Source organism: Aurantibacter sp., assembly GCF_039941195.1.
Classification (GTDB): domain Bacteria; phylum Bacteroidota; class Bacteroidia; order Flavobacteriales; family Flavobacteriaceae; genus Aurantibacter_A.
Genome location: NZ_JBDVFA010000106.1, coordinates 47173 through 71894, shown reverse-complemented (window position 1 = coordinate 71894; position 24722 = coordinate 47173). Strand labels below are relative to the sequence as shown.

General features: G+C 34.0%; 32 protein-coding genes. 11 read left to right on the top strand and 21 right to left on the bottom strand.

From position 1 onward, the window contains the following. Positions 1-50: 50 nt before the first annotated feature. Both prfA and pyrF read left to right on the top strand, forming a co-directional pair. Complete coding sequence (gene prfA, locus ABJF52_RS19165) at positions 51-1127, top strand: peptide chain release factor 1 (protein ID WP_348153818.1); 1077 nt, start codon at positions 51-53, stop codon at positions 1125-1127. Positions 1128-1225: 98 nt separating this feature from the next. After that, positions 1226-2050 carry an orotidine-5'-phosphate decarboxylase gene (pyrF, locus tag ABJF52_RS19160; RefSeq protein WP_348153817.1) on the top strand — a complete coding sequence of 275 codons (825 nt, stop codon included), beginning with the start codon at positions 1226-1228 and terminating at the stop codon, positions 2048-2050. Position 2051: 1 nt separating this feature from the next. On the opposite strand, the gene ABJF52_RS19155 is transcribed toward pyrF, so the two are convergent. Next, the gene (locus ABJF52_RS19155; protein WP_348153815.1) at positions 2052-2234 is read right to left on the bottom strand and encodes a hypothetical protein; all 183 of its coding nucleotides are present in this window, start codon (positions 2232-2234) and stop codon (positions 2052-2054) included. A 228-nt stretch (positions 2235-2462) separates the two neighbouring features. Between ABJF52_RS19155 and ABJF52_RS19150 the strand changes: the two genes are divergently transcribed. Next, positions 2463-3245, top strand: a complete 783-nt coding sequence (locus ABJF52_RS19150) for an alpha/beta hydrolase (RefSeq protein ID WP_348153813.1) — start codon at positions 2463-2465, stop codon at positions 3243-3245. A gap of 230 nt (positions 3246-3475) precedes the next feature. Here ABJF52_RS19150 and ABJF52_RS19145 read toward each other — a convergent pair whose 3' ends face one another. From ABJF52_RS19145 to ABJF52_RS19135, 3 genes are all read right to left on the bottom strand, one after another. Next, positions 3476-4180, bottom strand: a complete 705-nt coding sequence (locus ABJF52_RS19145; RefSeq protein WP_348153811.1) for a DUF4197 domain-containing protein — start codon at positions 4178-4180, stop codon at positions 3476-3478. Between the two features lie 34 nt (positions 4181-4214). Next, positions 4215-5063, bottom strand: coding sequence for a formyltetrahydrofolate deformylase (purU, locus tag ABJF52_RS19140; RefSeq protein ID WP_348153809.1), 849 nt, complete (start codon positions 5061-5063; stop codon positions 4215-4217). A gap of 98 nt (positions 5064-5161) precedes the next feature. Then, positions 5162-5506 carry a hypothetical protein gene (locus tag ABJF52_RS19135; protein WP_348153807.1) on the bottom strand — a complete coding sequence of 115 codons (345 nt, stop codon included), beginning with the start codon at positions 5504-5506 and terminating at the stop codon, positions 5162-5164. A gap of 173 nt (positions 5507-5679) precedes the next feature. Here ABJF52_RS19135 and ABJF52_RS19130 point away from each other — a divergent pair, with 173 nt between their 5' ends. The 4 genes from ABJF52_RS19130 (at position 5680) to ABJF52_RS19115 (ending at position 9336) form a co-directional block, all read left to right on the top strand. After that, entirely contained in the window at positions 5680-6126 is a 447-nt protein-coding gene (locus ABJF52_RS19130) for an Lrp/AsnC family transcriptional regulator (RefSeq protein WP_348153805.1), read from the top strand. Positions 6127-6194: 68 nt separating this feature from the next. Then, a complete protein-coding gene (locus ABJF52_RS19125) occupies positions 6195-7022 on the top strand; it encodes a mechanosensitive ion channel family protein (protein ID WP_348153803.1) in 828 nt (275 codons plus the stop codon). Positions 7023-7111: 89 nt separating this feature from the next. Continuing rightward, positions 7112-8521, top strand: coding sequence for an alpha/beta hydrolase (locus ABJF52_RS19120; RefSeq protein WP_348153802.1), 1410 nt, complete (start codon positions 7112-7114; stop codon positions 8519-8521). 152 nt (positions 8522-8673) lie between these two features. Further along, on the top strand, positions 8674-9336 hold the full coding sequence (locus tag ABJF52_RS19115; protein ID WP_348153800.1) for a DUF1684 domain-containing protein: 663 nt from the start codon (positions 8674-8676) through the stop codon (positions 9334-9336). A gap of 72 nt (positions 9337-9408) precedes the next feature. Here the strand turns inward: ABJF52_RS19115 and ABJF52_RS19110 are convergent, their stop codons facing one another. From ABJF52_RS19110 to ABJF52_RS19085, 6 genes are all read right to left on the bottom strand, one after another. After that, positions 9409-10446 (bottom strand): outer membrane beta-barrel protein, encoded by a 1038-nt coding sequence (locus tag ABJF52_RS19110; RefSeq protein ID WP_348153799.1) that lies wholly within the window; start codon positions 10444-10446, stop codon positions 9409-9411. Positions 10447-10594: 148 nt separating this feature from the next. Continuing rightward, positions 10595-11827, bottom strand: a complete 1233-nt coding sequence (gene amt, locus ABJF52_RS19105; RefSeq protein WP_348153797.1) for an ammonium transporter — start codon at positions 11825-11827, stop codon at positions 10595-10597. A gap of 27 nt (positions 11828-11854) precedes the next feature. Next, a complete protein-coding gene (locus tag ABJF52_RS19100; RefSeq protein ID WP_348153796.1) occupies positions 11855-12193 on the bottom strand; it encodes a P-II family nitrogen regulator in 339 nt (112 codons plus the stop codon). A gap of 326 nt (positions 12194-12519) precedes the next feature. Beyond that, the gene (gene crcB / locus ABJF52_RS19095) at positions 12520-12891 is read right to left on the bottom strand and encodes a fluoride efflux transporter CrcB (RefSeq protein WP_348153794.1); all 372 of its coding nucleotides are present in this window, start codon (positions 12889-12891) and stop codon (positions 12520-12522) included. A 94-nt stretch (positions 12892-12985) separates the two neighbouring features. Next, entirely contained in the window at positions 12986-13156 is a 171-nt protein-coding gene (locus ABJF52_RS19090) for a hypothetical protein (RefSeq protein ID WP_348153792.1), read from the bottom strand. Positions 13157-13280: 124 nt separating this feature from the next. After that, on the bottom strand, positions 13281-13466 hold the full coding sequence (locus ABJF52_RS19085) for a hypothetical protein (protein WP_348153790.1): 186 nt from the start codon (positions 13464-13466) through the stop codon (positions 13281-13283). Positions 13467-13507: 41 nt separating this feature from the next. Between ABJF52_RS19085 and ABJF52_RS19080 the strand changes: the two genes are divergently transcribed. Continuing rightward, the gene (locus ABJF52_RS19080) at positions 13508-13894 is read left to right on the top strand and encodes a nucleoside triphosphate pyrophosphohydrolase family protein (protein WP_348153788.1); all 387 of its coding nucleotides are present in this window, start codon (positions 13508-13510) and stop codon (positions 13892-13894) included. Between the two features lie 19 nt (positions 13895-13913). Here the strand turns inward: ABJF52_RS19080 and ABJF52_RS19075 are convergent, their stop codons facing one another. The 4 genes from ABJF52_RS19075 to ABJF52_RS19060 form a co-directional block, all read right to left on the bottom strand. Beyond that, the gene (locus ABJF52_RS19075; RefSeq protein ID WP_348153786.1) at positions 13914-14150 is read right to left on the bottom strand and encodes a DUF1059 domain-containing protein; all 237 of its coding nucleotides are present in this window, start codon (positions 14148-14150) and stop codon (positions 13914-13916) included. A 60-nt stretch (positions 14151-14210) separates the two neighbouring features. Then, positions 14211-14630: a DUF1801 domain-containing protein gene (locus ABJF52_RS19070; protein WP_348153785.1), complete on the bottom strand. Its 420-nt coding sequence runs from the start codon at positions 14628-14630 to the stop codon at positions 14211-14213. Between the two features lie 92 nt (positions 14631-14722). Continuing rightward, positions 14723-15904 carry an MFS transporter gene (locus ABJF52_RS19065; RefSeq protein ID WP_348153784.1) on the bottom strand — a complete coding sequence of 394 codons (1182 nt, stop codon included), beginning with the start codon at positions 15902-15904 and terminating at the stop codon, positions 14723-14725. A 233-nt stretch (positions 15905-16137) separates the two neighbouring features. Then, on the bottom strand, positions 16138-17346 hold the full coding sequence (locus ABJF52_RS19060; RefSeq protein WP_348153782.1) for a VCBS repeat-containing protein: 1209 nt from the start codon (positions 17344-17346) through the stop codon (positions 16138-16140). Positions 17347-17576: 230 nt separating this feature from the next. Here ABJF52_RS19060 and ssb point away from each other — a divergent pair, with 230 nt between their 5' ends. Together ssb and ABJF52_RS19050 are read left to right on the top strand one after the other, a co-directional pair. Further along, on the top strand, positions 17577-17909 hold the full coding sequence (ssb, locus tag ABJF52_RS19055) for a single-stranded DNA-binding protein (RefSeq protein ID WP_348153780.1): 333 nt from the start codon (positions 17577-17579) through the stop codon (positions 17907-17909). A 185-nt stretch (positions 17910-18094) separates the two neighbouring features. Continuing rightward, complete coding sequence (locus ABJF52_RS19050; RefSeq protein ID WP_348153778.1) at positions 18095-18886, top strand: polysaccharide deacetylase family protein; 792 nt, start codon at positions 18095-18097, stop codon at positions 18884-18886. A 20-nt stretch (positions 18887-18906) separates the two neighbouring features. Here ABJF52_RS19050 and ABJF52_RS19045 read toward each other — a convergent pair whose 3' ends face one another. Beyond that, entirely contained in the window at positions 18907-19911 is a 1005-nt protein-coding gene (locus ABJF52_RS19045; RefSeq protein ID WP_348153776.1) for an SMP-30/gluconolactonase/LRE family protein, read from the bottom strand. Between the two features lie 123 nt (positions 19912-20034). Then, positions 20035-21339: a 30S ribosomal protein S12 methylthiotransferase RimO gene (rimO, locus tag ABJF52_RS19040; RefSeq protein WP_348153774.1), complete on the bottom strand. Its 1305-nt coding sequence runs from the start codon at positions 21337-21339 to the stop codon at positions 20035-20037. Positions 21340-21484: 145 nt separating this feature from the next. Here rimO and ABJF52_RS19035 point away from each other — a divergent pair, with 145 nt between their 5' ends. Beyond that, positions 21485-22576, top strand: coding sequence for a serine hydrolase (locus ABJF52_RS19035; protein ID WP_348153772.1), 1092 nt, complete (start codon positions 21485-21487; stop codon positions 22574-22576). Positions 22577-22617: 41 nt separating this feature from the next. Here ABJF52_RS19035 and ABJF52_RS19030 read toward each other — a convergent pair whose 3' ends face one another. The 5 genes from ABJF52_RS19030 to rpmB form a co-directional block, all read right to left on the bottom strand. Beyond that, positions 22618-22956, bottom strand: a complete 339-nt coding sequence (locus tag ABJF52_RS19030; protein WP_348153770.1) for a hypothetical protein — start codon at positions 22954-22956, stop codon at positions 22618-22620. A gap of 12 nt (positions 22957-22968) precedes the next feature. After that, positions 22969-23925 (bottom strand): signal recognition particle-docking protein FtsY, encoded by a 957-nt coding sequence (gene ftsY, locus ABJF52_RS19025; RefSeq protein ID WP_348153768.1) that lies wholly within the window; start codon positions 23923-23925, stop codon positions 22969-22971. A 156-nt stretch (positions 23926-24081) separates the two neighbouring features. Then, positions 24082-24234, bottom strand: a complete 153-nt coding sequence (locus ABJF52_RS19020; protein WP_348153766.1) for a DUF4295 domain-containing protein — start codon at positions 24232-24234, stop codon at positions 24082-24084. 45 nt (positions 24235-24279) lie between these two features. Beyond that, on the bottom strand, positions 24280-24462 hold the full coding sequence (gene rpmG / locus ABJF52_RS19015) for a 50S ribosomal protein L33 (protein WP_153757163.1): 183 nt from the start codon (positions 24460-24462) through the stop codon (positions 24280-24282). Between the two features lie 21 nt (positions 24463-24483). Then, positions 24484-24720 (bottom strand): 50S ribosomal protein L28, encoded by a 237-nt coding sequence (gene rpmB, locus ABJF52_RS19010; protein ID WP_153757162.1) that lies wholly within the window; start codon positions 24718-24720, stop codon positions 24484-24486. Positions 24721-24722 lie beyond the last annotated feature (2 nt).

Genomic DNA, 24722 nt, shown 5'->3' with positions numbered 1-24722 from the left:
TAGAAATACTTCTAAAAATTGTAAATTCGCATTCCAACATTTCTCCCTAGATGATAGATAAATTAAATGTAGTTAAACAACGTTTTGATGAGGTTTCAGACCTTATCATTCAACCTGATGTAATATCAGATCAAAAACGTTATGTACAATTAACAAAAGAATACAAGGATCTTAAGGATCTGATGGATAAGCGTGAAATTTATATTGAGCTTACAAATAATATAGAAGAAGCTGAGGAAATTATATCAGATGGTAGTGATCCAGAAATGGTAGAAATGGCCAAGATGCAACTGGAGGAGGCAAAAGAAAGTATTCCGAACCTTGAGGATGAAATAAAGTTGATGTTGATTCCAAAGGACCCTGAAGATGCTAAAGATGTGGTTGTGGAAATTCGTGCAGGTACAGGTGGAGATGAGGCTAGTATTTTTGCTGGGGATTTATTTCGGATGTATACTAAGTACTGTGAATCAAAAGGTTGGAAAACCAATGTTATTGATTTAAGTGAGGGTACAAGTGGTGGATTTAAGGAAATTCAGTTTGAAGTGTCTGGAACAGATGTTTATGGAACTTTAAAGTTTGAGGCCGGTGTACACCGTGTTCAACGTGTGCCGCAAACGGAAACACAAGGTAGGGTACATACAAGTGCAGCTACAGTTATGGTGTTGCCAGAGGCTGAAGATTTTGATGTGCAGATTGATCCTAAAGACGTTCGAATAGATTTTTTCTGTTCATCGGGTCCAGGTGGACAATCGGTGAACACTACATATTCCGCTGTACGTTTAACGCACATACCTACAGGATTGGTAGCGCAGTGTCAAGATCAAAAATCGCAGCATAAAAATAAAGACAAAGCATTTCGTGTATTGCGTTCTAGATTATACGATTTGGAATTAGCAAAAAAACAAGAAGAAGATGCTGCCAAAAGAAATTCGCAAGTAAGTAGTGGTGATCGTTCTGCTAAAATTAGAACATACAATTATCCACAAGGTAGAGTTACGGATCACCGTATTGGGCTAACACTATACGATTTACAGAATATTATAGATGGTGATGTTCAAAAAATTATTGATGAATTAAGTCTTGTTGAAAATACAGAGAAGCTAAAAGAAGCCTCTGAAATTTTCTAATAGTTAGCAATTTTTTTAGTCTGTTCGAGTGCAGTCGAGAAAGAGGATAAATTTATTGCAAACAATCTTGTTACTGCACACAAGAAGACCAAAGCCAAATGACAACCAAGCAATTAGTACAGCAAATTCATAAAAAAGAATCATTTCTATGTATCGGCTTAGATACCGATTTGGAGAAGATTCCAGAACATTTGCTTCAAAAAGAGGATCCAATTTTCTCGTTTAATAAGGCTATAATTGATGCGACTCATCACCTATGTGTAGCGTATAAACCTAATATCGCTTTTTATGAAGCATATGGTATTAAAGGTTGGGTGGCATTGCAAAAAACGATTACATATTTAAATGAAAATCATCCTGAAATATTTACAATTGCAGATGCAAAAAGGGGGGATATCGGAAATACTTCCACTAGGTATGCCAAAGCCTTTTTTGATGAATTAGGATTTGATTCGATAACAATAGCACCTTATATGGGTAGGGATTCTGTAGAACCTTTTCTAGCCTTTAAAGATAAGCACACCATCTTGCTAGCGCTTACATCCAATGATGGGGCGTTTGATTTTCAGACCAAAATTGTGAATGGTACGGAGTTATACAAAAATGTATTAGAGGTTTCTAAAACATATCAAAATAGTGAAAACCTAATGTATGTAGTGGGTGCAACTAAGGCCAGCTATCTTGCTGATATTCGAAAAATTATTCCCGATAGCTTTTTGTTAGTTCCGGGCATAGGAGCACAGGGTGGAAATCTCTTCGAAGTCTGTCGTTACGGAATGAATAAAGACGTAGGATTATTAGTGAATTCTTCTCGTGGAATTATTTACGCATCTAATAGTTTAGATTTCGCTGAAGCTGCTGCCAAGAATGCCGAAAAATTACAGCAAGAAATGGCTACTGAGTTAAAGAATCTTAATAACTAAATTAAACTAACTTTTCTAATACCTTTTGAATCTTCACTGCCTTTTGCTCAAAATACTCGCTAAGGTTTGTGTTAGATGAAGCTCTTTCCTTAAAAGATTGATATTGATACTCTAATAATGCGATGGCTTGTTCTCCGGTCGTCATTGGGGTGATTGCACCTACTTTGCAATATTGCTTTTCCATAGTCTTAAATATTATACTTTGTAAATATACGGGCGTAACAAGATTTTAGATGTATTTAATCGATATATAGATTGGAAAATTAGCTCATTTGACATTTTTTTAACCTTTACATAATGGTATGTGCAATAAGTGAATGTTTTGTTGATTAAAAATTATGCATTTCGTCGATGATGTTAAAAGTTTTAATACATTGCACAGCTATCATTTTTACTCATAGACTAGAACACTATGCTTAATTATACTATATATCGCCATAATACTGCGGATACTTGGGTCACTTTTGTACATGGGGCTGGAGGCAGTTCTTCGGTTTGGTTTAAGCAACTACGTGCTTTTAAACAACATTTTAATGTGCTTTTATTAGATTTACGTGGACATGGAGAATCAAAGCCCGATTTTGATGATACTATAATCGATGCTTATACTTTTGATTCGCTAACCAATGATATTATTGAGGTTATCGATTTTGAAAAAATCGAAAAGTCACATTTCGTAGGTATCTCCTTAGGAACTATTTTGATTCGTAATATAGCAGAGAAATTTCCAGATCGTGTGCAGAGTATGGTATTGGGTGGTGCGGTAATGAATCTTAATTTTAGGTGGAAAATATTGATGGGTGTTGGTAAAACTTTTAAATCTGTTGTACCTCATTTATGGTTGTATAGAATGTTCTTTTTTGCCATTATGCCTTATAGTAACCACAAAGAATCTCGATCTATATTAATTAAAGAAGCTCAAAAATTATATCAAAACGAATTTTTAAGGTGGTTTAAGTTGTCGTCTGAGGTAAATCCTTTGCTATCTTTTTTTAGGAATAAGGAAGTAAAAATTCCAACTTTATATGTTATGGGTGGGGAGGATTACCTTTTTTTACCAGCAGTCAAAAAACTAGTGCAAAAATCTGCTTCGGCTAGCTTGCTACTTATAGAGCATTGCGGTCATGTAGTTAATGTGGAAGAATCTCAAATTTTTAATAATATGGTAATTGGATACGTTTCTGATTCACATTAATCGCATAGTATAGAGGAGTAGGATTTTTCTTTAAATCAAATCCTTTTAAACAAAAAAAACCGGTGCTCCCACCGGTTTTAACTAACTAACTCAAAAAATACTAACTCAAATAATTTTTTATCAGGCCAGCTGGCCAATGTTCTTTAATAAATAACGGACTATTTTGTTAAATATTGTCGGTTATTAAATTCTTCTAAGAATTAAATATCAAAGTTTCAATTCTTTATGACCTAATTATCTTGAAGCGCAAAAACTTTCTGCAATAATGCCGTAGTTCGTGAAGATGCCTTTGTTCTTATTTCTTTTTCTTCTATAGCAATCATTTTATAAACTCCGTTTAATGCTTCTTGTGTTACATAATCAGTGAGATTAGGATTTACCTTTTTTACTAAAGGAATACTGTTGTATTTGTTAATAAGTGTAGACCAAATATCATCAGCACCAACTTTGTCAAAAGAAGATTTAATTACGGGACTAAATTTGCTATATAGTGCAGTTTCTGTTGCACCAGTTAAATATTGCGTAGCAGCGCCGTCTCCACCCATTAATATATTTTTCGCATCGTTAAAATTAATGCCTTTTACAGCATCAATAAAAATAGGAGTTGCTTCACCAACTGCATCTTCTGCAGCCCGGTTAAGCACTTTTAATCCTTCATCAGCTAAATTGCTCAACCCAATATCGCGAAGTGTTTTATCCACTTTCTGTAGTTCGTCTGGGAGCATTATTTTTACCAGCTCATTTTTAAAAAAACCATCTGTTTTGGTCAATTTACTTACTTGCTTGTCGATTCCAAAGTCTAAAGCTTGTCGTAATCCACTGGCAATTTCTGTATTGCCGAGTCCTTCTTGCGGCAATTGATTAATGACTTGTTGTAATTCACCACAAGAGACTAACTGAAATGAAATAACAAATAATACTATAATTCTCTTCATTTTAACCTTATTTATACGGGGGTTTATATTTAGGTTACGCAAAAATTACAGTTTTATTGTTGTAGACCATTGTCTTTCTCTTTAAATGTAATTTAATAGCCCTTGATAAAACTATTTTTTCGAGATCTCGTCCTTTCGCGATAAAATCTTGAATACTATGGGTGTGCGATACTGTTGTCACGTCTTGTTCAATTATTGGACCCGCATCAAGATCTTCTGTTACATAATGACTTGTGGCTCCAATAATTTTTACACCTCTGTCAAAAGCCGCGTGATACGGTTTTGCACCAGCAAAGGCTGGTAGAAACGAATGGTGGATGTTTATTATTTTATTAGGATATTCTTCTATAAGTGTATTGGTTACTATTTGCATATAGCGTGCTAGAACAACAAAGTCTACGCGATGTTCCTTTAAAAGTCTTAATTGTTCTTGTTCGGCCTGGCCTTTTGTTTGTGCAGTTACAGCAATATGATGAAAATCTATTTCAAACTGTTCGGCAATTTCCCTTAATGCTGTATGGTTACTAATGATAAAAGGAATTTCAACATTTAATTCTCCAGACTTATACCTACTTAATAAATCGTATAGGCAGTGATTATATTTAGAGACAAAAATTGCCATTTTTGGTTTCACATCATCGGAATAAAGACTCCATTCCATCGTATATGTTTTGGCTAATCCTTCATTAAATGCTTTTTCGAATTCTACTAGAGAAGTTGATTCAGAAAAATCACTTTCTAATCGCATAAAAAAAACATTGGATTGCTTGTCCACATGCTGATCTAAATAAATAATATTACCGCCATGTGCATGAATAAATCCAGTTACGGCGCAAATTATACCAGATTGATCCGGACAATGGATAAGAATTGTAGTTTTCATTTAAATATTAATTACAAATCAAAATTATGACATAATTAATATCAAACGAAGAAATTAAGTATTTATGATTTTATAATTTACTAGTAAAATAGTAATTATTAGAGCTGGTCGTCACTTAATAATGACTTTCGCCATTTTTTAAAAGATCTTCGAAAAGTAATTACTTCACCTCTAAGAAGGTTCAGGTATTCCTTTTCTTTAACACCATCATGTTCTAGACCATTGCAGTACGAACTTATATTTCGAAGCATAATGCTTATGTAGCTAGTGGTTCTCAATCGCTCCCTGCGACAATTTGTATTTTGGGCTATCTCAATCTTTTGTGGAATTAAAATAGCATCGGTTAAGATAGCATCAGCGATGATATCTCTAAAATTGTTCGATTTATACAACTTCAATAAATCTTTATTGAGTGTAACATAGGAGGCAATCTCTCTGCTCATTTCGCATAGCGCTAGAGATTTCCTATAAACCGGTACGGTTCTAAGATTTTGTGAGGACATAATGGATAGCAATTTCAATATAAAGTTACGGCCAAAAACAATATGTTATGTTTGTATTAGAAAGCAATTTATTAATTTAGCTTTCGATTATTAATTATTTAACTAGAATAGCTTTGAATAATAAGATAGATGATTTGAATTGGAAAATCTTATATTGCCTTCAAAAAAATGCGCGAGAATCTTTTGCTAATATTGGGAGAAAGGTTGGTTTAACGCCACCTGCCGTTGCTGAAAGAGTAAAGAAATTAGAAGATCTTGAAATACTAACGGGTTACCATGCAGCAGTATCGCATTCAAAAACGGGTCATGCACTAAGAGCGATTATAACAGTACGTGCTTTTATGGGAAAATTAAAGCCGTTTTTGGCAATGGTAGACTCTTTAAAGGAAGTCATAAACTGCTATAGAATTACCGGAAACGAAAATATTATTATGGAAGTCGTTTTTGTAGATCAATTTCATCTTGAAAAATTTATTGATAAACTCATTCAATATGGTGAAACTCGTACGCATATTGTATTATCTGATGTTGTGTCACGGGCTCCTATTCAAAAAGGTTAGCGATAGAAAGTTTAGAAAAAGAAATCTGATTATTTGTAATAGCGCTATATTATCATTTAATTTAAATTATGGATTGGTTAGAAAAAGGGAATGAATATTTGCAATTAGGTATAGAAAAAGCAATTTTTTATTTACCAAGAATAATTATTGCTGGTCTTATTTTATGGATTGGATTTAGGGTTGTAAAAAAGTTAGTTCAAATAGTCGGTACGGCACTTGAACGCACAGGATTCTCAGAAACGCTACGACCTTTTTTATCTTCAACAGTTGGCATTATATTAAAGGGTGCCGTACTTTTTGCTATTGCAACTGTGTTGGGAGCTGATCTTACAGGTTTGGTAGCGATTTTAGCTGCTGCGGGTTTTGCAGTAGGCATGGCTTTGCAAGGTAGCTTGGGTAATTTTGCATCAGGAATTTTAATTTTAACTTTAAAACCTTATAAAGTTGCAGATTGGATTCAAGTAGAAGATAAATTTGGTAGAGTTGAAGAAATAGGCATTTTTAGTACAGATGTATTAACGCCAGGAAATAAAATATTGATCATACCTAATTCTAAAATTACCGATTCTGTAGTAACAAATTTTTCAGAAAAAGGCATGATTCGTCTTGAGCTCGAAGTAACCATGCCTTATGAAGAGAGTTTTCCAAGAGTACAGGAAATTATTCAGGAGTCACTAGTTGGAATACCCCATATTTTGGAAGAACCAAAACCTGAAATAGGAATTAAGAATTTTGATTCGCATAATGTGCAACTTACGGTACGGCCATATGTATTACCAGATTATTTTTGGGATGTTACTTTTGCTAGCAATAGTGCCATTAAAAAAGCATTTAATAGAAATAATGTTAAAGTAGCTTATTCAGAAGGAGTAGAGATTGGAAAAATAGGGGAGTAGTAATTTTAAGCTTATTAGATTCAAATTTAAATTGAAGTCTATTCATTAGTAAAAAGTATTTTGGCTAGATTTTTGATGAATTAATTTATATGAAGAAAATTTTATTCTTACTTGTATTCACTATTTCTTTTTCATCTATAGGACAGCAATTAGTTTTGAAAAAAGGTATTGTTATAGATTCAATTCCAGTGAATGATTCCATACCCGAGAGCTTTTCATTATATCTACCCAGAAAGTTTAATGCAAATGAAACCTGGCCGGTCGTTTTTGTGTTCGATATAGATGGTAATGGTAAAAGAGCATTAAAATTAATGGCACCTGCCGCCGAGAAGAATGGATATGTTTTGGCTGCTTCAAATGATATAAGAGATAGTATATCTATTACAAAAAATGTAATAATTGCGAATCGGATGTTTAATTCCGTATTCGAGATACTTCCTATTAGTAAAGAAAGGAGTTATACTGCTGGTTTTTCTCAAGGTGCTAAATTGGCTTCTGTAATACCAACTTTTATTAAGAATATACAAGGTGTATTGTCCTGTGGTTCTCCAATCGCAAATACTGAGGTGTTGTCTAATAAAAATCAGTTTCATTTTATTGGTGTAGTAGGAAATCAAGATTTTAATTATGTGGATATGATTGCTTCCGAGAAGTTATTGAACCGGCTAAAATTTCCGAATCAACTACTGGTCTTTGAAGGAGGGCATGATTGGCCTAGTTCCGAATACCTTTCAATGGCCTTAGAGTATTTTACATTAATAGCAATGGCGAAAGGGGAGCCTAATGATAAGGATTTTAAAAGTGAAGTTTTTAAACGCAACCTCGGAGAAGTAAGTAATCTTTTAACCGATAATGAAAAATTATTGGCAGATCATAAATTAAATCAAATGCTTCGGGTATTTAATGAAGATGGTTATTTAGATACGATAAAAGCTACTCAAAAATCCTTACGAAGAAGTAGGGATTATAAGATATTTAAACGAAGTCAAAATGCAGCTATGTTTAAAGAAAATTTAATAAAAGATGATTATGATTATTATTTAGAGTCTGATATTCTTGCTTACAATTATAACAACTTAGGGTGGTGGGCATATCAAAAGGAGGAGCTCTCTAAATATGGAAAAGGAACAAATATTTTTGAAAGAAATATGGGTGTTCGATTAGAAGGCTATTTGAATGCCTTGATAGAAGATAATATTTATCTAATTCAATTATTAGAGGAGGCTGATGAGGAAGCTCTTAATTTTTTATGGATGCTTAAAACCATTATTTCACCAAAAGAATACGAGAATTATATTAATGTTATTTCTTATAATTCTAAAATGAACGATTACGATACAGCGCTATTTTACTTGGAAGAATTATTGAAACAAGGGTATACAGATAAAGAGAAATTATATACTATTGAAAATACCACACTATTTAGAATAACTCCTGAATTTAATGCTATTATCGCTGAATATTTGCAAGAAGCACGGTATGATATTATTCCGGAATAAATTGTAAAGCTTCATTTTATTACACCACTATAATTAAAGTATTCTCATAATTGGTATCAACAACGATTTCAATAGTACTTTATATTTCTGATTTTTAAAGTCCAATTAAGTATACGCTAGATATTGTATTTTTGGGTTTTAAGATATTATATATGAAATTTTTAAAATATTTAGTTTTCATTAGTCTAGCAATAGTATTATTAAGTTGTAAACAAGGTAAAAAATACCATGATATAGCTGAAAAACAAGAAATTTTGCCTCAAACGGATGCGTTGGCTGAGATTATTCAATTTCAAAAGGAGCTTAATGAAGAATTTAGAGATCCTGAAACATCTCCATTACCAGATAGATTTCGAAAGAATTTTGAGGGTTTAGATTTTTTTGAGCCTGATACAAATTACATTGTCAAAGCCAAATTTACCCGTACGCCTGAGGCTATTCCATTTATGATGCCAAGAACTACTGGAGATAAATCTGAAGAAGTAATGTATGGTATAGTATCATTTGTGCTTAATGGCAAGAATCATCAATTAGAAATATATCAAAATGAGGAGTTGATGAAAAAAGAGGGGTTTGAAGATTATTTGTTCTTGCCTTTTACTGACAACACAAATACTAAAGAAACGTATGGAGGGGGGCGTTATATTGATATGAGAATACCTTCTTCAAATGAAATAACAATTGATTTTAATAGAGCTTATAATCCGTATTGCGCTTATAATAAGAAGTATTCTTGTCCGATTGTACCCGGTATAAATGCGTTAGATACTAGAATTGTAGCAGGAGTTAAGGATTTTAAAAAGGGTAAAAAGTAAAACCCCGATGTAAATACCTCTAAAAACATCGGGGTTACTTAAAAACTCAAACTAGACAATCAACCAACTATTTTAGAAAGAGTATATCGCAGCCAAAGTGAATGCAGCTAAACTATCAGAAGCGGCACCATCACTATCAAGGAAGCCGTCTGTCATGCTATCCAATCTTAATTCTGGCTTTAAAATGAAATTTTCAAGAGAGTAGCTACCTGTTAAAGTGATAGCAGTAACATCGTCATAATCATCACCACCATTAACAGTTGCAGCAAAATATTCACCTCTTAATCCGATAGAAAAAGCATCAGAAGTAGCTATTTGTGGGTAAAGAGCAACACCGTAGAATCCAGTGTCTGCATCACTATTAGTATCATAAGCAGCGTTTAATCCTAAGAAGAACGCGTCAGATATATCGAATCCACCAGTGAAGTCAATTTCTGTACCTAAACCACCATTTTTACCACTATCATAGTAAAAATTTAAGTATTGTCCGTAGAAACCTAACTGAGCACCAAAAGAATATTCTCCAGTTGTACTAATATCATTAGTATCCCAAGGGTTCATTATACCAACCATTAAGCTAAAATCATCAGATAAAGCAAAATCTGCTTTAAGACCCATATGTGAAAAAGGTCCGTTAGAGAATAAATAAGAAGTACTGTAGTTAAAGTTTGCTTGTGGAGCAATTACTTCATAACCTAAGAATGTATTAAAACGACCCATGGTTAAAGTAGTGCTTTCAGAAACATTCCAGTAAACATAAGCTTGGTTAACAATACCATCCATAATATCGGTATTAAAAGTTGCACCAGCACCTCTTGGTCCTACTACTAAATCAAGTACAGCACCTACTTTATCAGTACCATAGCTAGCAATTAAGTTTCCCATGCCTAAAGCAAAACCTGTTTGGTTTGCAAATGCTGTTCCAGGATCTGTCGTTGCTAAACCTGCATCGTTAAAAGCAGTTCTATAGTATGCATCAACACTACCGCTAAATTCTAATGCTGGTTTTGATTCTTCATCATCTTGGGCAAATGCTACTGTTGAAACGCATAATGCGAGTGCAAGAGTAAATATATTTTTTAAGAACTTTATATTTGTAATAGCTTTCATATGTTTAAATTTAAGTTGTCCGTTAAAAAGGACGATTGTTTGATTGAGCCTACATGTCGTAGGATGTTTAATTTTTGAAAGTTTTAATTTAACGGAGCGTTCTGCAAAACGCTCCGTTTTTAATTTGAGTTATACTTTGTTGTAATAATTAGTCGTTTGTGAAATCAGGGTAAGCATCCATACCGTGCTCATGAATATCAAGTCCTTCAATTTCTTCTTCTTTAGAAACTCTAAGTCCAAGAATTGCTTTTAATGCTCCAAGAATAATTAGTGATGTAATTACACAGAATGCACCTACTATTAATACACCATATAATTGAGTCATGAATTGACCTCCACCAGCTAAATCTCCAAAGATTCCAACTGCTAGTGTTCCCCAAATACCACAAATTAAGTGTACTGCAATTGCACCAACTGGATCATCTAATTTTAATTTATCAATTAATGCTACACCACCTACAATTATTAATCCGGCAATGAATCCGATAACGATAGCTTCATTTGGTGACATTAAATCTGCACCTGCAGTAATACCAACAAGACCACCTAATATTCCGTTTAAGAACATAGTTAAATCTAAGTTTTTGTATAATACTGTTGATAAGAAGAATGCTCCAAAACCACCAGCTGCAGCGGCTAAACTTGTAGTAACAAGAACTAATGAAGTTAATTCTGGATCTGCTGAAAGAACTGATCCTCCGTTGAATCCAAACCAACCTAACCATAGGATTAATACACCAGCAGTAGCTAAAGGAATATTGTGACCTGGTATCGCTTTCGACTCACCGTTTTCGCCAAATTTTCCAATTCTAGCACCTAATAATGATACAGCTACTAAAGCAGCCCATCCACCTACCGAATGTACTAATGTAGAACCTGCAAAATCATAGAATCCCCATGAATCTAAAAATCCACCGCCCCATTTCCATGCACCTACAATTGGGTAAACCAATCCTACATAGATTACGGTGAAAATCATAAATGATCCAATTTTAATACGTTCTGCCACGGCACCAGAAACAATTGTTGCTGCTGTAGCTGCGAACATTCCTTGAAATAAGAAATCAGTCCACCAAGTGTATCCTCCATCTGCATAATCCGGAGTCATTCCTCCTTCAGGAGCTCCAATTCCGAAACCAGCAAATCCGAAGATTCCCGGGTCACCATCTTCAAAGCCTGGGTACATCATATTGAAACCCCATGCGTAATAAAGTAATAAACCACCTGTAATGATAAAGATGTTTTTGAAAAGTATGTTAATAGTATTCTTTTGTCTAGTTAAGCCTATTTCTAAAAAGGCAAATCCAGTGTGCATGAAAAAAACTAGCGCTGTTGCTAGCATCATCCATACATTATTCGCTGTAAATAATCCTGCGTCCATAATTATAAGAGTTTAGTCAGTTTAAAATTAGTTAATACCGGCATGGCCGCTTTCTTTTGTTCGTATTCTGTATGCTTCTACTACTTCAGAAACAAAAATCTTTCCATCCCCAACATTGCCGGTGTATGATGCCTCCAAAAGAGTGTCAATCGTTTTCTGATAAAATTCATCTGACACCACAATCGAAAGATATCGACGTTGAATGTCTGATGTACTGTAAGAAATACCACGATATACGTGACCTTGTTTTTCATTTCCAACTCCGGTTACATCCCAGTAACTGAAGAAGTTTACCTCAATTTGGTGCAATGCCTTTTTGACATCGTCAAATTTGGATTTTCTAATAATTGCTTCAATCTGTTTCATTTTCTAGTAAAGGTTTTTAAAGGACCATTTTAATGGCCACATTGGTTAAATAAACAGTTATTTCGTGGCAAATATGTATGATTTGTATAAATAACCCTAAAAAATGAAGGGTATTTGAGTAACTTTTATGATTATCTCATTATACCCCCCAAAAAATTAAGGGGTGTGTCTTAAAAAATTCAAATTATCTTAAATATCGAAATTGGGGTAGTTAAGGAAATGCAAAAATTTAGGAATCAAGGACTCTTTTTTGAAGTTAAAGAGGAAATAGGCTGATATAACTAGCTTTAGCTACTGATATATCCAAATATTTTAAGATCAACAGTTTATGTTAATTTAGATAACCATAAACCTAGTACAACGGCTAGAATGCCGACAACAATACTGGATATGGTATAAATAGAAAAGTTTAAATATTCACCAGCACTTATTAATGTATGCTTTTCAAAAGCGAAAGAGGAGAATGTTGTAAATCCTCCGCAAAATCCGGTGGCTAGTAATAGGGTGTAATTTTCATTAACATAATTGTTTTTAGCAGAAAGCCCCAGTATAAATCCAATTATTAGGCAACCTATTATATTCACTAAAAAGGTTCCTAAATAAAAATGTTGGAAATAACCGTTGAATGATTTTGCAATTGCATAACGCAATGCACTACCTAAGCCTCCGCCTAAAAAAACAAGAAGTAGTTGTTTCATTTGCGAAAAATACAATATTTAAATATAAAAGTGTTGCTGTGAACTTTTGATTGTAGTACACAAAATGAGGAAATTAATATGTGCTCTATAAGTCTTAAGCTTCGTTTGAAGAAGTGAAATTTACGCGGTACGCTTTTGAGATAACGTTGTTTATAATATCCTTTTCAGGTTTTTTCTCCGCAGTATCTACACTGTTTAAACTAAAAATCATTAAAATCGCATTGATAGCGATTAGTACTAATAATATGCTAAAGAAAGTAATCATTGTTCGCCCTTTACTAATTTAACGTAAAATTAGGATGTTTTCGTATGGTATTAGGGCTATAAAATGGAATTGTTGTGAAATGCTCATTTTCTGTGGTGTAGGAATAAAGAGACGTTGTGAAATTTTAACGTAATACATGTTTTAGGGCGTAAAGCGTGCAAATAAAGAGAATAAAGGCAATGGCAATCCACTTTACTCCCTTGTAATTTTTGGTATGCAACTTTCTATCACCCTTATATGCGTAACCAAGTGCAATTGCGAAAACAATAATAAAAAGTATTGCAAAAATGATTTGTCCTGTGCTGAACATATTCCATATTTTTACGCAAAGCTAATTCAAAAACTAGGAATATGAAAAGTAAAATTGCCGCCGTAGAATTGTTTCATAAATCTTTCGGTTTAGGAGTGTCAAATGAGCAAAAGGCTGATTTGGGAGCATCCAAAACAATGCTTCGTTTTAATTTGATGGATGAAGAGAATAAAGAGTATTTAGAGGCAGCACAAAATAATGACATGGTGGAAGTTGCGGATGCACTTGGTGATATGTTATATATTCTATGCGGAACTATACTTGAACATGGCATGCAACATAAAATAGAAGAGGTATTCGAAGAAATTCAAAGAAGTAATATGAGTAAGTTGGGTGCTGATGGAAAACCAATTTATCGAGAAGATGGTAAAGTGTTAAAAGGTCCAAATTATTTTAAGCCCAATATTCAAGCCATTTTAGAAAAATAATTGAGAAGCAATAATTGAGTTAGTCATCTGATAGTGCATCAAATTCAGCTTTTTTACCCATAAACCATTTCTGAATAGCACCAGGTTTTTGCATTAAATCTTTCATGGCGCCCATTGCTGCCAGATGAGCAGTGTCACCAGCTTGAAACATTTTAGTGCCATGATTTTTACTCAATTCAGCAATTTCTTCAAAGGTATTGGCTTTAAATTCCATTTCGCAAGCACCTCCTAATTGTTTGCAAGTCATAGTTTTCATAATCTAATTGTGATTTAGTCCAATTAAATTTACAAGAATTTTTTTAAGTCAATACAATTGTTAGGCTCCGAGTAATGGTAATTGTTTTATTTTATGGTATGTTAAGGCCATAGTGATACAATTTTTCAATTCTTTTTCAGGCACCTCGTCATTCATTTTAAAGACTATCGCTCTATCACCTTCAAAATAAAAGATGTCATTATATAGTGTTTTAAATGTTGGAACAAGCTTAGATGTGCATTTAAAATATACTGCATATTGATCCGGAATTTTAGCTTTCCAGTCCATACGAATAGTGCTACCATGTTTCGTTAGATAGCTTGGTTCGCCCCACTTTAATGTTTCTTCAAGCGATTGAAGGTTTTCCATTTCAGAGGCGGTTGCTAAAATTAATTCTCGAATTCGATTTAATTTTGGCTGAGCATAATCTGGATAGCTTTCAAAAACTGCTTTAACTCTTGGATCAATAATAAGTTTCATACGGCGTGTGTTGTAATGGCTATTGTTGGAATTGTTAGATGCTCTTGCAATATACTTTAAACTATATTTATGATATGAATCACACCTGCACTTTATTGCGGATTTCGTGCCTTTAAAGACCCTAGAACTAAAAAAACTAGAAAAGCAAGACCGAGCCAACCCAAAAATTGATAGGAACCAAAAGTGCTAAAGCAGAGGCTAAAAATACTAGGTGCTAAAGCACTTGCAAGAATCAAGAATGACATTACTTTACCGGTAATTGCTCCTAAGTTATTTCTTCCGTAAAATCTAGGCCATACAATTGTATTGAGTACGGCAAAAAAACCACTCATCATTCCAAATCCTATTATTAATAAAGGAATACCTAGTGTAGTAGGTAGGTATAGAAATCCTATGGAAGCAATTATGCCCCCACTTATCATTAAGTATAAGTATAGGCGTAATTGTAAATAATCACTCAAGAAATTCGCAATGGTGGAAATTGATACTGCAACGACTGATGCCGGTAAAAAAATAGCTATAGCTTCCTCCTTAGGGAATCCTTCACTTTTAAAAATAGAAACAATATGAAAAGTTAAACCGGTTACAAAAAAACTATTAAACGATAGCATAAGCGCATACATCCAAAATGCACGGGTGGCCGTTGCTTCTTTTAAACTAAATTGTTTGTGCGCGATAGTAGTCTTTTCGTTAGTCGCCGAAATTTCTTTTGCTCCATCTGGTAGTAGTCCAAATTCTTCTGGTTTATTTTTAAAGAATATATAAATTAGCACGCTAGCGCCCAATAAGCCATAACCAAGAAATTGCCATGCGTTTTGCCAACTATTATTTTCGATAAGGTAATTTATCCATAAAGGTGAGGATGAAAATCCAAAGGAAATGGCAACGCTACTAAAAGAATTAACCTTTCCTCTATTTTTGTCAAACCATATCATAATTACATTTCGGGAGGCCATTGTTAATACTCCCTGACCTGCAAATCGTAGTAAAAAGAAAAGTAACGTCATTATCGTAAAAGGAACAAGCCAGGTGTCTTGGTTCAATAATTCTTTCACGAATATGCTCATACGTACAGACCATGAGCATAAGAAGAGGGCTGTAGCTAGAACTATTGCAGCAAAAAAAGCAACCAATCTTGCTCCGTATTTATCAAACCATACACCAGCGCGACCTATTAGTAATGAACTTGCAATGGTCCCAATCATATAGGCATTACTAAATTGGTTTCTTGTGAGGCCTAGAGCGTCTTTTACGGGATCTGTAAATACAGACACTCCAATAGTTTGTCCTGGAATGCTACAATAAATACCTATAGTACCAATTACTAAAATAACATAACCATAGAATATCGGGCTACGTGCTGGATTTATAAGCGTATTGCTTTTTAATTGTGGAATTTTTGGTGTTTTTAGCAGGTTAGAAGTCCACTAAATTACATTAAAAAAAGTTTTTAAAATTTATAATGAGATTATGTCTTATGTGGAGGTGTATTAATTTTTTTAGGTGTCTATTGTTTTATAAGTAGATTTTCAAAATAATAAGGTTTCGAATCACTTGAATATTTATCTTCACCAATAACATCCAAATCGCCATCTCCATCCATATCTGCTACAGCACCAGAGTAAATTCCTTTTCCATTTGCAATTTGAACTGAATTTTTAAATTCACCTTTTTCATTTATATAGATTATTATTTCTCGATTGTCCCAAGCAATAGCCGTAAGAATGTCCAAATCACCGTCGTTATCAAAGTCTGCAAGTTTAGCACAATGGGCTTTGTTGTAATCGCTTTTTATAATGTGTTTTTTCCATTTATCGGACTCTTCTAGATTTGTTGGACCTTCATACCAAGCTAAGTCGTAATTATCACCGCCATATTTTTTAAAATGCTCAGCAGGGGAGAGCAAAACATCCAATCTGCCATCATTATTAATATCACCAAGTTCTTCTTTAGTGGCTTTATTTACTTCCTTAAAATGTGATTCAATAGTAAATCGGATATATGCTTCTTTTCTCGGATTTTTTGGAGCCTTAAGCCAATGTCCGGTCATAGAAATATCCATGATTTCATCATTATTAATATTACCAACGGCTAAACCTTCGCCGGCTTGCCCTTCATAAGCCGTAATTGTGGTCCAATTATTATTTTTGTTTTGAAATATAATTTTTACTGCTTCAGGATTTTTATGGCGTACAATTACATCTAGCTTACCATCACTATCCATATCAGCCAAACGCATATCATTAGCATGAAAACCTTCTATGCTTGAAATTAATTTATAGTTCCAAGGTTCATTAATTTTAAGTTCACCTGGATTTTCAAGATGGTATATATTTACTGGTCCAGTAGCATGTCCATCATTACTAAATATTAAATCCATATCACCATCATTATCTACATCGCCACATTTCGCAGAACCGATAAAATCATCAAATTGAATCGGAATATTGAAATCGTGTCTAATCCAACTCTTTGATTGGGTTTGTTCGAACCATGCTAAGGTAAAACGACCCTCTGCGTGAACGCCTCCTTCGAGTACAGCCACATCATTAAGTCCATCATTGTTAAAATCTGCTACGTCTAAAGCACTTACACCGGAAATAGCACCATTGCTAATATCAATGGGTTGCGCGAAAGATATAGATTGACTTTTTAATGATTTAATAAATAATAGCGAAAGAATAAGGTGTAAAGTGACTACTGTTAATTTATTCATTTTGCCAAACTAAACGTTTTCATATATAAATTTACGTTGAATTTATTAAAAGTATAAACTATTTCAAATTACTAATAATGAGAATTAAATACATTTTATAATGTTTACAAACGTTTACAAACGAAAGTAATTATTTCACAACCGAATAACAGTATTTGATGGTTATATGTTTGCAGTGTCAAGTCAAGGAGGCTTGGTTGTATTAACTGTTTAACATTAAATCTAATATTATGAACGCACTTAAAAATTCAGTACAGTTGATTGGACATCTAGGGCAAGACCCAGAAATAGTAAACTTATCAAGCGGAACGAAACTCGCTAAATTTTCGGTAGCCACAAGTGATTCTTATAAAAATGCACAAGGCGAAAAAGTAGAGGATACCCAATGGCATAATGTGGTTGCTTGGGGCAAAACTGCGGAGATAGTAGAGAACTATTTAGTTAAGGGTAAACAAGTAGCAGTAGAAGGAAAGTTAACACATAGGTCTTATGAATCTAAAGAAGGTGAGAAAAGATACATCACCGAAATAAAATGTAATGAGCTATTAATGTTAGGCAAGTAACCTATTAATTAATTTTTTAAAGTCCCGAACAAATTTATTAAGAATAGGTTGCGGGGCTTTCTTTTTTCACAAAACAATTTGTTCAATTGCAATGGTATATTCGTAATCTATTAATATATAATTTATATTAGTTAAGTTAATTTCTATTTAATCAATTAACAACACATAACTATAAAAAAACAAATATGAAATCTTACATTCTGCTGCTCCTAACACTATGTTCTAATTATTTCTTAGCCCAAGAAACCGATTCTTTTAATTGGCCAGAAGATACTAAAATGGCTATCAGTTTAACTTGGGATGATGGTCGAAGTAGTCAGGTTGTTACCGGAACTCCAATATTGGATGAATATGGTATAAAAGCTACTTTTTATGTGGTGCCTTCTTTAATGGTTGAGGAAATTGATAAATGGAAGCAGGCTGCTAAAAATGGTCATGAAATAGGAAATCATTCGCTTAATCATCCATGCTCGGGTAATTTTTTATGGGCAAGGAATGAAGCTTTAGAAGGATATAATATTGATCAAATGGATAAGGAGTTGAAAGCAGCGAATAAAAAAGTTGAAGAGATGCTCGGAGTAGCACCAAGTGTTTTTGCATACCCATGTGGACAAACTTTTGTGGGTAGGGGGGAAGAAACCATGAGTTATGTGCCCGTTGTAGCAAAACAATTTAGTTCAGGTAGAACTTGGCTAGACGAAGTGCCGAATGATCCTGCTTTTTGTGATTTGTCCCAACTTACAGGAGTAGAAATGGATGGAAAGAGCTTCGACGAAATTATGGAATTAATCAATCATGCTAAGGCCAACAATTTGTGGTTGGTGCTTGCTGGTCATGATATTGGCGATAAAAACATTCAAACAACGGAAGTTGCGATGCTTAAAAAGTTGTTGCCTTATCTCAAAGATTCAAAAAATGAAATATGGACAGCGCCCGTTGGTGAAATAACCTCGTATATACAGGAGCAAAGACAATAGTAGTTAATCAAGAAATAATTTTAAAATTGTTTAAGGGTAACTTCTAGAACATAGTCATCGGCTGCTAAGAAGAGACGTTTTTCATCCGAAGAAAAAGCACAGTTAGCTGTTGCCTGTCCAGTATGTATTCGTGCAATAGGTTTGCCTTTAGGATTTATAATAAAAACCCCACCAGGGCCAGTTGCAAAAAGATTTCCTGAACTATGGGTTTTCATACCATCAGGGAGTCCTTGTTGTCCTTCTTTACCTATTAAGTGAGTAACATCATATAATAATTTTTTATTCGCAACAGTGCCAATGTCTGTTACATCATATTGGTACCAAACAGCATGTTCAGGATCTGAAACTGCAACATATAATTTTGATTCGTCAGGGGATAATGTTATTCCGTTAGGACGCGATAATTTATCAAGCAATAATAATTCACCAGAATGTAACAAACAATATACTCCTTGAAAATCTAATTCTTTTGCAGGATCTTCCATTTTTTTAGGCAGTCCGTAAGGAGGGTCTGTAAAATACAAATTTCCAGCTCGATCAAACACGCCGTCATTAGGGCTGTTAAAGCGCTTACCTTTATAGTTATTGGTTATAACGGTGTATTCAGCCTTCGGATTATTTAAATCACTTTTCATTTTTACAACTTGACGTTCACCATGTTGTAATAAGATTAATTCTCTATTTTCATTAAGTAAAAGTCCATTGGAACCCGGTTCGTCTCCGTATGAATTTTGACCTAAGTAACCAGATGGTTGTAAAAATACCGATTTGTCACCTTTAGCATCTATTTTATAAACGGTGTTACTCGGTATATCAGAAAAAAGAAGATAATCTCCTTCTTCGATGTAAAGCGTTCCCTCAGTCCAATTAAAGCCTTCGCCGATAACTTTTATTTCAGCATTGGCATCTATTAAACTAAGTGCAGTATTATCAAGAATTTCAATTTTAAAATTATGCTGAGCTTGACAATGCAAAATAAAAAAACCAGGTAGTGCGAGGTGATAGAAAATTTTAGCGAAAGACATGTTAGTTTTAAAGTTTAGTTGAACCCCTCTAAAATAACGAATTAATACGTATAATGTCTATTTTCTATTTAAGCCATTACAAGGGCTATATTTCTCTATTTAGTATGTAGTAGGGATGTTTCGTTATGGTTTCGGTTCCCCATATAAATCAAAGTCTGCCGCTTCCGTAATCTCAATGTCATAGAATTCACCATGTTTTAAATAATGTTTAGTGGCATCAATTAAAACTTCGTTGTCAACATCGGGAGAATCAAATTCTGTACGCCCGATAAAGTGATTTCCCTCTTTACGGTCGATAATGCATCGGAAGGTCTTACCTATTTTTTCTTGATTTAATTCCCATGAAATTTGGGACTGTAATTCCATTATTTCATTTGCGCGATCTTGTTTAATGGCTTCAGGAACATCATCTTCTAATGAAAAAGCATGAGTGTTTTCTTCATGACTATATGTAAAGCAACCTAAGCGTTCGAATCTCATTTCTGCCACCCAACTTTTTAAGGTCTGGAAATCTTCTTCGGTTTCTCCAGGGTAACCCACAATAAGCGTAGTTCTAATAGCCATATTAGTTACAGCAACTCTAAAATCTTGAAGAAGTTTAGTTGTTTTTGCTTTGGTTGTACCCCGACGCATACTCTTGAGAATATTATCAGCGATATGCTGCAAAGGAATATCTATATAATTACAAACTTTTTCTTCTCGTTTCATTACTTCGAGAACTTCCATGGGAAAGCCCGTTGGAAATGCATAATGTAGGCGAATCCATTCAATGCCTTCAACTTTTACAAGGTTTTCTAGTAATTCTGCTAGATTCCGTTTTTTATATAAATCGAGTCCGTAATAGGTTAAATCTTGTGCGATTAAGATTAATTCTTTAACACCTTTTGCAGCTAGTTTCCCTGCTTCAGTTACCAATTCTTCTATCGGAGTACTTCTGTGTTTTCCACGCATTATTGGTATAGCACAAAAGGAGCAAGGTCTATCGCAGCCTTCAGCAATTTTTAAATAAGCATAATTTTTTGGGGTAGTGGTTAAACGTTCGCCAATGAGCTCATGTTTATAATCGGCACCTAATGCTTTTAACAAATTTGGTAATTCACTAGTGCCGAAATACTCATCAACATTTGGAATTTCTTTTTGTAGGTCCGGTTTGTATCGCTCACTTAAACACCCAGTAACAAAAACTTTATCAACTTCACCAGCCTCTTTTTTCTGAACATATTCAAGAATCGTATTAACACTTTCTTCCTTTGCATTAGCAATAAATCCACAAGTATTTATGACCACTACATTACCTTCTTCTTCATGAACAACTTCTTTGTCATTTGCTTTTAGTTGCCCCATAAGTACTTCAGAATCGTACACATTTTTAGAGCAACCTAGGGTTACAACATTGATTTTGTTCTTTTTAAGCGTTTTTGTTCTCATAAGTATAAATGTATACTACTATTATAGTAAGCAAGGGCAAAAATACGATAAGCCTATGCATTTGGTCGAGTTTCAATCATATTTCTTCAGTAAATACGTTAAACTGTTGAAAAGAAAATTAGTCCAAACATTATTACTTTTAGCTATGAGACTCCAATCTATATTATTTGCGGCAATTCTATTCTTGGGATTTAGCTGTTCTAAAGACAAAGAAGAACAAGTTGATGAAATCGAAATTGTAGAAAATCCTGTTGTTGAAGAAATGTACTTTCCACCAATCGGTTCCGATGAATGGGAAACCGTTGCGCCATCTGAATTGGAATGGGATGAAAGTAAATTGCAATCCTTGATAGACTTTTTAGAAGAAAAAAACACGAAGAGTTTTATTGTGTTGCACAATGGAAAGATTGTTGTGGAGAGTTATTTAAATGAGCATTCAGCTACAAAGCCGTGGTATTGGGCGAGTGCTGGTAAAACCCTTACCGCAACAGTTACAGGAATAGCACAAGATGAAGGATTAATCGATATCGATACTAAAGTTTCTGAATATTTAGGTGAAGGTTGGACAAGTGCTACTCTTGAACAGGAAAATTTGATTACTACTAAGCATCTACTTTCGATGACCTCTGGATTGGATGATAGTTTGGGCGATGATGTTTCGTCTGGTAACTTACAATATATTGCTGATGCAGGAAGTAGATGGGCTTATCATAATGTTTATGTGAAATTGCAGGATGTTGTTGCTCAGGCGAGTGGCCAAGATTGGTCTACATATTTTGATACAAATTTGAAAGATAAAATAGGAATGACGGGAAGCTGGGTTGCCAATAACGACTTAAATGTTTATTGGAGCACAACTCGCAGTATGGCTCGATTTGGACTTTTTGTACTCGCTGAGGGTAAATGGGATGACGAGCAATTAGTCTCCAAAGATTATATTCTTGAATCCCACAATACTTCTCAAGACATTAATGAAGCCTATGGATATTTATGGTGGTTGAATGGTAAAGAATCCTATCATCTACCCGCTTCACAATATGAATTTAGTGGTTCATTAATACCTTCAGCACCTAATGAAACTTTTGCTGCTCTTGGTAAAAATGATCAAAAAATATACATTTTGCCCAGTAAAAAGCTAGTGGTAATCCGAATGGGTAATGCAGCTGATGACTCTAACTTTGCTTTGTCCACATTTGATGAAGAATTATGGACGAAAATAAATGAGGTGATTAATTAGTGTTTATAGGATTATAACAACATCTATTATAAAATTAAACTTTATTCATTTTTGGGTTGCACAATTTTCAACGAATAACTGAGAGTTGAATCTGGCTTATGAACTGGCATTTTGTGATTGCTTTTAGATTCGTACACAGGCATATTCCATTTAGAAGCATTATTTGCAGTTGCATTGTTGAATTTAATTAATTCTTGAACTACCAGAGTGCGATATTTTAAATCGGAAGATTTTTTGGAAGTTAAGGACAATTTTTTGGCTTTTTTGTTAAAACCTAAAGATCCAGTTTTAGTTGTATCAATAGCTAAAGAAAACTGATTTTGTGCATGTATTCCCAATGATGTGAAAAATACAAAAGCCGTTATTATTGACTTCTTCATGCTCTTTAATTTTTAAATCTTAAAAAAAGAATCTACAAACTCCACTTTGTTAAATACTTGTAAATCCTCTATTCCTTCTCCAACTCCAATATATTTAACTGGAATTTGAAATTGGTCTGAAATTCCAATTACAACACCACCTTTAGCTGTACCATCTAATTTCGTGACAGCAAGTGAAGTTACTTCAGTAGCCTTGGTAAACTGTTTTGCTTGTTCAAATGCATTTTGCCCTGTAGAACCGTCTAATACTAATAATACATCGTGTGGAGTATCCTCAACTACCTTTTGCATTACCCTTTTTACTTTTGTCAACTCGTTCATTAAGTTGATTTTATTATGAAGACGACCAGCAGTATCAATAATTACTACATCGGCATTTTGAGTAACAGCTGAGCTTAGTGTATCAAAAGCAACAGATGCGGGGTCGCTACCCATTTTTTGTTTTACTATTGGTACGTCAACTCGATCGGCCCATACTTGCAATTGATCAATAGCAGCTGCTCTAAAAGTATCTGCAGCGCCTAATACCACTTTTAAACCTTGGTTTTTAAATTGATTGGCTAATTTACCAATTGTAGTGGTTTTGCCAACACCGTTAACACCAACAACCATTATTACATAGGGTTTTTTGTCAACAGGTACTACGAATTCAGTTTCGTTTCCGGTATTGGTTTCAGATAATAATCCGGCAATTTCTTCACGAAGAATACCATTTAACTCATCAGTACTCATGTATTTGTCTTTAGCTACACGAGCTTCGATGCGGTCAATGATTTTTAAAGTGGTATCTACGCCTACATCAGAAGAAACTAAAACTTCTTCTAAATTATCAAGTACGTCATCATCTACTTTAGATTTACCGGCTACTGCCTTTCCTAATTTAGAAAAAAACGAAGTTTTGGACTTTTCAAGGCCTTTATCTAGGGTCTCTTTTTTCTTTGAAGAGAATATGTTTTTAAATAAGCTCATTAGTTCTTAAGAGGTTGATACCCCAAAGATAAGCAATGGAAGGTAAATGTTTAGGGTGAGAAAGAAATAGAGTAGGTATTATAAATGCAATTGTGCAAAACAAAAAAACCGCCACAACTAAAAGTTATGGCGGTGAGTATAATTTGAGTTAGTTAATTACTTTTTAGAAAGCCAATCATTTACGCTCTCAGGTGTCATTACAGATTCTACAAAAGTGTAGGCGCCTGATTTTGGAGATTTAACCATTTTAATTGCTTTGGTTAATCTCTTAGAACTAGTTTGTAAACTTGCTACCGTCTTCTTTGCCATGACTAATATCTTTTATTGTCACCTCTGCCGTAACAGAGATTTTAATTATTTTATCTCTTTATGAACAGTCATCTTTCTTAAAATTGGGTTGTATTTTTTCAACTCAATTCGTTCAGGAGTGTTCTTTTTGTTCTTTGTTGTTATGTAACGAGAAGTTCCAGGTTGTCCAGATGTCTTATGCTCTGTACATTCTAATATAACTTGAACTCTGTTTCCTTTTTTTGCCATTGCTTCTTAATTAATAAAGGACTATTTAAGCATTCCTTGTGCACGAGCCTCTTTCATGACTGCAGAAATACCTTTTTTATTGATGGTCTTTAATGCCTTAGCAGAAACCTTTAGGGTTACCCAACGGTCTTCTTCAGGGATATAAAAACGTTTCTTAGATAGATTAACGTTGAATCTTCTTCGAGTTTTGTTGATTGAGAATGAAACGTTGTTTCCGAACATCGCTCTTTTCCCAGTAATTTCACAAACTTTAGACATTA